General features: G+C 33.5%; 8 protein-coding genes. 5 read left to right on the forward strand and 3 right to left on the reverse strand.

Annotated features, from left to right (window positions below; all coding sequences use genetic code 11):
• Nucleotides 1–23: 23 nt before the first annotated feature.
• Complete coding sequence (gene dnaN, locus ACOSP6_RS11565; RefSeq protein ID WP_422093257.1) at nucleotides 24–1,142, reverse strand: DNA polymerase III subunit beta; 1,119 nt, start codon at nucleotides 1,140–1,142, stop codon at nucleotides 24–26.
• 90 nt (nucleotides 1,143–1,232) lie between these two features.
• Nucleotides 1,233–2,183 (reverse strand): lipid A deacylase LpxR family protein, encoded by a 951-nt coding sequence (locus tag ACOSP6_RS11570; protein WP_422093256.1) that lies wholly within the window; start codon nucleotides 2,181–2,183, stop codon nucleotides 1,233–1,235.
• Between the two features lie 94 nt (nucleotides 2,184–2,277).
• On the opposite strand from ACOSP6_RS11570, the gene ppk2 (ACOSP6_RS11575) reads away from it, so the two are divergent.
• The gene (gene ppk2, locus ACOSP6_RS11575) at nucleotides 2,278–3,135 is read left to right on the forward strand and encodes a polyphosphate kinase 2 (protein ID WP_422093255.1); all 858 of its coding nucleotides are present in this window, start codon (nucleotides 2,278–2,280) and stop codon (nucleotides 3,133–3,135) included.
• A gap of 1 nt (nucleotide 3,136) precedes the next feature.
• Nucleotides 3,137–3,949 carry a polyphosphate kinase 2 gene (ppk2, locus tag ACOSP6_RS11580; protein ID WP_422093254.1) on the forward strand — a complete coding sequence of 271 codons (813 nt, stop codon included), beginning with the start codon at nucleotides 3,137–3,139 and terminating at the stop codon, nucleotides 3,947–3,949.
• 30 nt (nucleotides 3,950–3,979) lie between these two features.
• Here the strand turns inward: ppk2 (ACOSP6_RS11580) and ACOSP6_RS11585 are convergent, their stop codons facing one another.
• On the reverse strand, nucleotides 3,980–4,624 hold the full coding sequence (locus tag ACOSP6_RS11585; protein ID WP_422093253.1) for a hypothetical protein: 645 nt from the start codon (nucleotides 4,622–4,624) through the stop codon (nucleotides 3,980–3,982).
• Between the two features lie 103 nt (nucleotides 4,625–4,727).
• Here ACOSP6_RS11585 and ACOSP6_RS11590 point away from each other — a divergent pair, with 103 nt between their 5' ends.
• The 3 genes from ACOSP6_RS11590 to ACOSP6_RS11600 all read left to right on the forward strand — a co-directional run.
• Complete coding sequence (locus ACOSP6_RS11590; RefSeq protein WP_422093252.1) at nucleotides 4,728–5,267, forward strand: Smr/MutS family protein; 540 nt, start codon at nucleotides 4,728–4,730, stop codon at nucleotides 5,265–5,267.
• A 31-nt stretch (nucleotides 5,268–5,298) separates the two neighbouring features.
• Nucleotides 5,299–6,435 carry a cysteine desulfurase family protein gene (locus ACOSP6_RS11595; protein WP_422093251.1) on the forward strand — a complete coding sequence of 379 codons (1,137 nt, stop codon included), beginning with the start codon at nucleotides 5,299–5,301 and terminating at the stop codon, nucleotides 6,433–6,435.
• A 497-nt stretch (nucleotides 6,436–6,932) separates the two neighbouring features.
• The coding region (locus tag ACOSP6_RS11600; RefSeq protein ID WP_422095723.1) for a PA14 domain-containing protein at nucleotides 6,933–10,389 on the forward strand (3,457 nt) is incomplete at its 3' end.

The raw sequence follows: 10,389 nt of genomic DNA on the forward strand, positions 1-10,389 counted from the left end.
ATGTTTTTAAACAGGTTAGAAAATTATCCATTTAACATTACAGGCATAACTAGCATTGTAATGTGTTCTCCATCTTCAGTTCCGTCGATTGGAGTTAAAATTCCAGCTCTGTTAGGTAAGCTCATTTCTAATTGAACGTCATTAGCATTTAAATTGTTTAGCATTTCGCTTAAAAAACGAGAGTTGAATCCGATTTGCATATCATCTCCTTGATAGTCGCAGCTCAAACGCTCATCCGCTTTATTAGCATAATCTAAATCCTCAGCAGAAATATTTAATTCTGTTCCTGCCATTTTTAAACGAATTTGATGTGTTGTTTTACTAGAGAAAATAGAAACACGACGAACAGAGTTTAAGAAAGATGCTCTATCAACCGTTAATTTATTTGGATTTTCTTTAGGTATTACTGCTTCGTAATTTGGGTATTTCCCATCAATCAAACGACAAACTAACACTACGTTATCAAATGTAAACTTTGCATTTGTATCATTATATTCAACTAATACATTTTCGTCAGCTCCACCTAAAATTCCTTTTAATAAATTTAAAGGCTTCTTAGGCATAATGAATTCAGCAGACTTATCCGCAGAAACATCTTTTCTAGTATACTTAACTAATTTATGAGCATCAGTTGCGACAAAAGTTAACTCCTTAGAGTTGAATTGAAAAAATACTCCACTCATTACAGGTCTTAAGTCGTCATTACCAGCGGCAAAAATTGTTTTAGAAATCGCTGTCGCTAAAACATGAGCTGGAATTTCTGTACTAGAAGGTGATGGTAACTCAATAGCTTTAGGGAATTCCTCTCCGCTATAAAAAGCCATATCGTATTTTCCTTGTTCAGAGCTTATTTCAATAGTGTTTTCTCCTTGAGTTTTAAATGTTAAAGGCTGGTCAGGAAATGTTTTTAAAGTGTCTAATAATAAACGAGCGTTTATAGCTATAGATCCTGAATCTGTGCTTTCAACATTAATAACTGCACTCATAGTAGTTTCTAAATCAGAAGCTGAAGCAGTTAATTGATTTTCAGATAATTCAAATAAAAAATTATCTAAAATTGGTAATGTATTATTACTATTAATAACCCCACCTAAAACTTGTAATTGCTTTAATAAATGTGAGCTAGATACAATAAATTTCATTATTTCTTCGTAAGTAGTTTGATGTACAAAGATATTCTATTCAATGAATTTTTAAAATTATTTTATCAACACTTTTAATTTAATTGTTGATTAGTTGAATAAATAGTTGATTTGAATCCCTCCATACAAATTTCCTGAAGGAACATTTTCACTTTCTAACTTTTTAGTATGATGTACAATCATATACTTAAAATTGAATCTATTTGAGGTGAACCAAAATCCAAATTCAGTTGTCAGTACCCAAGGTCTTAACTCATAGGTAACTGCATTGTTTTCAGTTAAAAAGCTTCCTTGGATGGTCGCATCATAGATGGCTAATCTAATCATAGGATTTATGTAAAAGAAGGCTTCGGTCTCATTGTTGAATTGTGAGTTTGTATTATTCAAATTGGTGTTGAAAGCAACAGTATTCGCTGCTTTTTGTAGTAGTTTTGTTCCAATTCTACTAAAAACACCTGTTGAGATATCTGTAAAAACAGTTCCAATATTGGCTGAACTTTTCCAGTTTATATCAAAATAGCGACTATTATCATAAAAAGGAGTGAGATATTCTGCTCTAAAATTTAAAGCAAAAGCGTCTTTAATTTGAAATTTCCATCCGTCAGCGGGATTAAAGCCGTAAATGCTATGTACAAAATTCATCGACTCTTCTCCGTAAGCAGAAGGCCCAATAATTCCAATTTCTCCTGATAATCCGAAAAAAGAATTGTCTTTGTAGATTTTTTTTACACCTACTCTTGCGTATAAATATCCAGCAAAAGGTCTGTCATGTTCTGAAATATCTCTGACGTTCGCTCTAAAAGGAGAATATAATTTTTGTCCCAATTCAAAAGAGTAAATTTTCTTTAGTTGATTTTTAGCAATTGAATCACTTGCAAAACTATATGTTAAAAATACTCCGTTCGTATAATATCTGTCTTGAGTCGTTGAGATATATAAGTCGTTGTCATTAATTATGCTAAAAGCGTGCTTGTATTTTACTTGCGAAAAACCTGTGAAAGAAAAGCTTACAAGTAAAAGGTAAAGTATATTTTTTTTCATGTAGAAATATGTTCCGCACTAAAGGTAATGAAATAATGAAAAATTGCTCAAATTCTTCTTAAGAATTTATACATTAGTAAAAGATTAAAAGAGTATGGAAAATAAGCCCAAGTTAACCGTTGAGGATTTTGAAAGTGTAAAAAGTAACGAAGAGTTACTTGCGTTAATTTCGGAGAAAGATATTCCTTTTAAACGTGTTGAAAAGGAACTTTTTTATGAGAAAGAATTAAGATTACTACAGATAGAGTTGGTGAAATTGCAACAGTGGGTTGCGAAAACCAATAAACGCGTTGCTGTAATTTTTGAAGGAAGAGATGCTGCTGGAAAAGGTGGTAATATTCGTAGATTTATGGAGCATCTTAATCCAAGATCTTCCCGTTTAGTGGCTCTTAATAAACCAACCGAAGTGGAAAGAGGTCAATGGTATTTTCAAAGATATATAAAAGAGCTTCCTAATCCAGGTGAGATAGTTTTTTTTGATAGAAGTTGGTATAACAGAGCGGTAGTAGAGCCAGTAATGGGGTTTTGTACAGATGCGCAATATCGAAAGTTTTTGGTGCAGGTTCCAGAGTTTGAACATATGTTGTATGAAGATGGAGTAGTTGTAATTAAGTTTTGGTTGTCGATAACGAAAAAGGAGCAGCTGAAAAGGTTTGATGCGAGAATGGGAAATCCTCTAAAACATTGGAAATTTAGTCCTGTGGATAAAAAAGGTCAGGAATTGTGGGATAAGTATACATATTACAAAGAAGAAATGTTTACCAATACACATACTACTTATTGTCCGTGGACCATTATTAAAACAAATACAAAAAAAGTAGCAAGATTAGAAGCTATTAGACATGTGCTATCCAAGTTTGATTACGATGGAAAAGAGGAAGCGATGACTAATTTGAATCCAGATCCGAATGTTGTAATGCGCTATTATAGATCTGTTATACAAAATGACTAATATGACAAGAGAAAATACAACCCAAAAAGAAAATTTTAAGTTAACAGAAGAGGCTGCATTAAAGTTAAATACTAAAAAAGGAATGATATCTATTCTTTCTAGAGAACCTTATAATGTTGAAAGAGCGCTTCGATATGTTAATTATTTAGAAAGATTAGAAGAACTTCAAGTGGAGTTGATACGTCTGCAAACTTGGGCGATAAAAGAAGGGGAGAGAATTATAATTCTTTTTGAAGGTAGAGATGCAGCTGGAAAGGGAGGAGCAATACGAAGAATTACAGAAAGAATTAATCCTCGTTTTATGAGAATTGTTGCGTTACCCAAACCTACAGAAGAGCAAAATACGCAGTGGTATTTTCAACGTTATGTGGAGCAGCTTCCAAAGGCAGGAGAGCTCGTGTTGTTTGATAGAAGTTGGTATAATAGAGCGGTTGTTGAGCCTGTAAATGGGTTTTGTACTGAAGAGCAGTATAAGACTTTTATGAAGCAAGTAAATGGTTTTGAAAAGATGATTTTACAATCTGGAATAAGATTGGTAAAAATATACATGTCGATTTCGAAAAAGGAACAACAGAAAAGGTTTGATGAAATTAAGAATGATCCTTTAAAGCAATGGAAAATGACTCCTGTTGATGAAAGAGCTCAGGATTTATGGGATAATTACACGGTTTATAAAAAGAAAATGTTCAAGAAAACAAATACCGAATTATCTCCATGGAAAATCATTAGAGCTAATAGGAAAACCGAAGCTAGAATTGCGTGTATTGAGCACATTCTAGAAAGTATTCCATATGATAAAACAATAGAAATTTAGAGAGATTAAATTAATCGGTTGTTGAAGAAATTAATCTGTTTCGTTTAGATTTTTTGAAATCTCCTCAAAAATAAAGTATAGCTCTCCAGCAATTTGTTTGCTAGTTTCTAAGTATTTTTCATTTTGATGTTCTGTGTTATCAGCAACTTTTGGGTCTACATAAGGTAGATGAAAGCGGGCAATAGCATCAGGAATGAAAGGACAATTTTCATCAGCGCTATCGCATGTTGTTAAAGCTATGTATGGATAGTTGTTGTGAGGATTGTCGTAAGTTTTTGAGAATCCTAAAATAGTCTTTTTTGTTCCATAAAAAGATATTAAATATCTTGGGTTTTGGTGTGAGAAATCTTCAACATTAAACTCAAAACCATTTTTTTGAAGACATTTAACAGTGTTGCGATGAAATGCAGTTACTTCCGTTCCTCCAGAAAAAGAAAAAATAAAATCTAAACCAAAATAAGTACTAGCGAAAAACGACCAAACTTGTGCCATTTGGCTTCTGCGTGAATTGTGTGTGCAAATAAAATTTAAGTTGATTTTATCTCTGTCTTCTATTTCTTGAATGATTTTATCTGCTATTGATAACAACAAGTCTTTTCTGCTGTCAGAAAGTATTAATTCTTTACCTGCTAATTCAAAAAAGTCTCTTGTTGTAGTATTTGTGGTTTTAATCATTATTTATTATTCTTTTACAGGGGGTTAATGTATTTTTGTACATTAAATGTAGGTGCAAAATTAAGAAACATCAAAGGGTTTTATTTTTAAGTTAAAGTTAAGTATGTGTTTAGAAATCGGTAATAAAGTTGCTGTTTTAGATGATGTTATTGAAGGAATCGTAACGGAAATCATAAAAAATAAAATTTTGGTCAAGACCGAAGATGGTTTAGAGATATGGTTTTTAAAGAGTGAGTTGGTAAAAATTGAAGTTAGTCAGAGTGATTTGTTAAGGAAATTTTCGGTTGATAAGAGTATGCTGAGAGAAAAGGTTAGTGAAACTCCTAAAAAGAATTCTTTGTTTAAAAAGGCTAAGAATGAAGTTGTAATGGAGGTGGATTTGCATATTGAAAAATTAGTCAAGTCGAAGAAAGGATTAGATAATTATGATATTCTTTCGATACAAATAGATACTGCAAAACGAAAAATTGAATATTGTATTCAAAAGAAAATTTCTAAAATTATTTTTATTCATGGTGTAGGAGAGGGAGTTTTAAAGTCTGAACTACATTTCTTATTGAATAGATATAACGTTAAGTTTTATGATGCATCTTATCAAAAATATGGGTTGGGCGCAACTGAAGTTTATATTTTTCAGAATTAGTAAAATCGTATTTTTGCTTTAAATTTTTAATATGAAACAAGTCTATTTTGATAATGCTGCGACAACATATATGTATGATGAGGTGATTAATGTTATGGCAGATAGTATGAAGAATAACATTGGAAATCCTTCGTCTACTCATCAGTTCGGTCGAAAAGCAAAAGTAGCATTAGAGACTTCTAGAAAAAAGATTGCAAAATTAATTGGGGCGAATTCCAATGAGATAATATTTACCTCAAGTGGTACTGAGGGGAATAATCTAGTTCTTAATAATGCAGTTAAAAATTTAGGAGTAAAGGTTATAATTACTTCGAAAATTGAGCATCATGCTGTGTTGAATGTAGTTGAAAATCTTTCTCAAGAGTATGGTGTGTTGGTTAAGTATGTTGCTTTAGATGAGTTTGGAGGGGTAGATTTAGATAATTTAAAAGAATTATTAAGTGTTAGTGAAGAAAAAGTATTGGTGAGTTTAATGATGGTAAATAATGAAATTGGTAATATTTTGCCTTTTGAAGAAGTGGCCGGTATGTGTGTTGAGTATAATGCTTTATTTCATACAGATGCGGTCCAAGCAGTTGGTCATTTACCTATTGATTTGAATAATGTACCAATCGATTTTTTAGTTGCAAGCGCTCATAAATTTCATGGCTCAAAGGGGGTTGGTTTTGTGTTTTGTAGAAAGGAGCACGTAATTAAGCCCATGATATTAGGTGGAAATCAGGAGAAAGGAGTGCGTTCGAGTACAGAGAATGTTCATGCTATAGTTGGTATGGCTAAAGCGCTTGAAATTTCTGTAGAGAATATGAGTGATAATTCTATTCATATTCAAGGTATTAAACAGTATCTATGTAAAAGCCTCAAAGAGATTTCTTCCAAAATTGAATTTAACGGGTATTCTTCATCTCAAACGAAATCAATACCTAAAATATTGAATGTCCGTTTTCCGGAACAAGACAAGTTATTATTGTTTAATCTCGATTTAAAAGGGATTGCGGCCTCAAGTGGGAGTGCTTGTCAAAGTGGAGGTATAAAAGTTTCGCATGTTTTAAAAGAATTTGTAAGTGAAACTGATTTGTCTAAAACTTCAATTCGTTTTTCTTTTAGTGGTGAATCAACAAAAGTGGAGGTTGATTATCTGATAGAGATAATCAATCAATTCATTAAGTAAAATAGTTTTTTTCTTTCCTGAGTTGAATTTGGTTAAATAAATTGTTTTAAGGCTGTTTCTGAATTTCTTAAAGGATTTGCATTGTTGAAAAAATAAAACACCTTAAAAAGCTTTTAAATCTAAATAATTCGATATAAATTAATTATTAAAATATTGTTTTCCATAATTTAAATTGATATAAAATAATTTTTTGAAAAAAAGTGACTTCAATGGAAAAAAGGTGTCATATGAATGTGTGGTCAAAATAAAAATATTTTATATATTTGTCACATTACGTTCCCCCGTTGTCAGGAAGTTGATTCAACTAACTGAGATGGGATCTTTAGCTTTTTAAATGTCTGAGACGGAGGGGTGTACTTATTCACATTGTAAATTCTTCATAGATTTTTTTAGCAACAAGGTTTTATCTTAATTAGATAGACGATAGTCTGTGTTCAATTTTTTCGACAACTAATAATAGAATGTTAATGTAAGTTTTCAAATAGAAGTTGTCATATATGAGGAACTTTTACCCTTTAAAATCCCCTAAAGTAAAAATATTCTTTACTTTATTTTTTTTAGTATCATTTATTCAGGTTAATTCACAGATTAATTACCTAGATACATTTTCCACAGTATCCTACGCAAACAATGATGGTATAGCGGACTTCGCTTCAAATTGGATTGAAGATAGCGATGACGGTAGTTCTGCTTCAGGAAAAGTTTTGGTTTCTGGAGGTTCCTTGTTGTTCGATAACTTGGATGGTGCAAGTGTCTTCAGGTTTTTGGATTTAAGTGGAGTTTCTGCCGGAGCAACCGTTACATTAACCTTTGATTACGATGCGACTAGTAGAGGTGGCGAGGTTTTAGATGTAGTATTATGGAATAATACTACATCTTCGTATAATATAATTGCTACATTAAATACAAACACATCAGGGACTATAACGCATACATTAACAGCAGGACAAATATCTGTTAATTCGGAGATATGGTTTCTTGATTTTAATGGTGATCAGAATTGGGGAGGTGCTGATGAAATTAGAATTGATAACGTTGAGTTTCGTATTACAGAACCTATTGTAGATCCTTGTGATGCAGTAGCTTCTGGGAATCCTGATTCTGATGGAGATGGTATTTCTGATATTTGTGATGTAACAGATGATATTGATGATGATAATGACGGTATTTTAGACGCTAGTGAGTTAGGTAGTTGCTCTACTTCTGGGTCGGTTTTAAATTGGGGAACTAGCTATACGTCTGGGGTTGGAGATACGGATGGAGATGATCCTATAGCTGTTGATTCTAGTCCAAATGCAGATGGAGTAGAAGTGTATTTGAGTAGAGAAATAGCCTCAATTATTACTGAATCATCTTATCGAATTAACGATTTTGGAGCTAATGATACTTATACCCTTTTTCAAAGAGCTGAAAATGGCGGGTCCTCTACTCACACGTTTACTTTTAGTGAGCCAGTTTACAATTTGGCTTTTACAGTATACGATATAGATGAGAATGTAAATGGAGCATCGGGTATACCTCAAACAGGTTTTATTGATGAAATAGAGTTAGTTATCACTACAGTTGATGGTTCAACTCATACCTTAAGTGCTGCAGAATACGATATTACTAATGGTCAAACCTATACTTCACCGAATAGATTTATCGGAACCCCAACTAGTTCAGATACTTCTTTTTCGATAACAGGAATCCAAGCTTGGGTTGCTAAAATTGATGTAATTTATAAAAACAATACAACTTCTCCATCTAGTACGCAAAATCAAGGTGCTTCGTTAAGTAATTTTACTTTTTGTAAGGCACAAGATACTGATGGTGATGGTACTCCAGATTATTTAGATGCGGATTCAGATAATGATGGGTGTTTCGATGCTCTTGAAGGAGATGAAGGTATTACAACAAGCCAGGTTGATGGTTCTGGAGCAATAACAGGAGGAGATGATAGTAATGGTGTTCCTAATTTGGCTACTGGAGGTCAAGGAGTTGGTACTTCTACGGATTATAATACTAGAGATGCACAGTGTGATGATGATGGAGATGGAGTTCCAAACGGAACTGATGCGTGTCCAGGTTATGATGATACAGCTGATCAAGATGGAGACGGTGTTCCTGATAGATGTGATTTAGATAATGATAATGATGGTATTACAGATGCTACTGAAGGGTTGAATTGTCCTTCTGGAGCGATAAGCTCTGGAACAAGTGGAGACTTTGTAGGAGCAGGACAAATCAATGATATTTACACTCAGGACGGGGTTAATCTCGATTTAACAACCACTCTTACAAATGCTACTTTGTCTCAGTTGCAAACTGAGGGCACTACTGGAATCCGTGTACAGGGTCAAAGTGTAGATGATGGTGCTGGTGACTCAATTGTATATACATTTACATTCAGTGAACCTGTTGCAAATGTTGAATTTAGATGGTCTGGTATTGATCAAGGTGATAAAGTAACTATTACATCAGCTTCACCTTCAGGTTCTAATAATGTATTTATAGGAAACTTAACAGATCCTGTTTCTACAACACCAAATTCAGATTACGATGGAACAAGTGCTGGCGATCCAAATCCAAATGGATTGCTTTTTGAAATTACAGGGAATAATTCTACTTCAGCAACAATAACATCTTTTATTAACGGAGGAGATGCGACAAGAAGTTACTCAGATATTGTTATTTCCGGTTTAGTCTCTTCATTTCAAATTACAACTAGTAAAGAAAGACAAGACGGAGATATAGCTAATAATGGTAACGTTACTTTCGTATTTGATAATCTTGAGTTTTGTACTTATGATGATACTGATAATGACGGAACGCCTAATCATTTAGATTTAGATTCTGATGATGATGGATGTTTTGATTCATTAGAAGGAGGAGAAAATATCTTAGCATCTCAAATTGATGGTTCAGGTGTAATCACCGGATCTGTAGATGCTAACGGTATTCCAAGTTTGGCAACTGCAGGTCAACCAATTGGAACAGCAAATGATAATACAGCAACAGACGATCAGTGTGATGATGATGGCGATGGTGTGTTAAATGGAAGTGATGTTTGTAATGGAGCGGATGACTCAGTTGATGCTGATGGAGATGGTGTGCCAGATCCATGTGATTTAGATGATGATAATGATGGTATTTTAGATACGGTTGAATTAAACTGCTCAGGTGTAATTTCTTATGAATATTATGATGGAACACCTTCTGGAAATACTGTAGATAATATTCCAACTACTGGAGCGGATGCTACAGGAACTTTTGCTTCTCTTGATGTAGATGCAATAATTACTTCTTTAGGAGCAACAAATGATACCTATGGTATAAGATTTACGGGGTATTTCAACATAGCAACGGAAGGAAATTACAATTTCTACCTTTCTTCAGATGATGGTTCGAAATTGTTTATTGATGATGTAGAGGTTATAGATAATGATGGACTGCATGGTGTTGTTACGGTTTCTGGTAGTCGTTATTTATCTCCTGGTTTACATAAATTTGTGATTCCGTTTTTTGAGAATACTGGAGCGGAGTCTGTTACTTTGGAATATGAACTTCCAGGAACTATAACTAGACAAAATGTTCCTTTTGCTGATATGTTCTGTTCTTTAGACACTGATGGTGACGGAACCCCTAATCATTTAGACGGAGACTCTGATGGTGATGGTTGTTCAGATGCTAATGAACAATATAATGATACAAATGCAGATGGAGGAGATGGAGACCAATTTGGAACTACGGATCCTGCAACGGTGGATTCGAATGGACAAGTTACAGAAACTGGTGTTGATTATGGCTTAGCTTTAAACTCTGATGTTGTAGATGATTCGGCTGATTTATGTGGAACACCTGTAGCGAATGATGATACGGCTACAGTTGCTGAGGATGGTAATGTAAGTATTACTGTTAGCAGCAATGATGATATTGGTGGAGATGGCGGCGATGGAGAGGACTATAGTTTAA

The sequence above is a fragment of the Tenacibaculum sp. MEBiC06402 genome, from assembly GCF_049239625.1.
GTDB lineage: Bacteria > Bacteroidota > Bacteroidia > Flavobacteriales > Flavobacteriaceae > Polaribacter.

Excerpts from the sequence above, each read along its gene's own strand:
- dnaN (WP_422093257.1), bottom strand. The coding sequence starts at position 1,142 with ATGAAATTTATTGTATCTAGCTCACATTTATTAAAGCAATTACAAGTT.
- ACOSP6_RS11570 (WP_422093256.1), bottom strand. The coding sequence starts at position 2,183 with ATGAAAAAAAATATACTTTACCTTTTACTTGTAAGCTTTTCTTTCACA.
- ppk2 (WP_422093255.1), top strand. The coding sequence starts at position 2,278 with ATGGAAAATAAGCCCAAGTTAACCGTTGAGGATTTTGAAAGTGTAAAA.
- ppk2 (WP_422093254.1), top strand. The coding sequence starts at position 3,137 with ATGACAAGAGAAAATACAACCCAAAAAGAAAATTTTAAGTTAACAGAA.
- ACOSP6_RS11585 (WP_422093253.1), bottom strand. The coding sequence starts at position 4,624 with ATGATTAAAACCACAAATACTACAACAAGAGACTTTTTTGAATTAGCA.
- ACOSP6_RS11590 (WP_422093252.1), top strand. The coding sequence starts at position 4,728 with ATGTGTTTAGAAATCGGTAATAAAGTTGCTGTTTTAGATGATGTTATT.
- ACOSP6_RS11595 (WP_422093251.1), top strand. The coding sequence starts at position 5,299 with ATGAAACAAGTCTATTTTGATAATGCTGCGACAACATATATGTATGAT.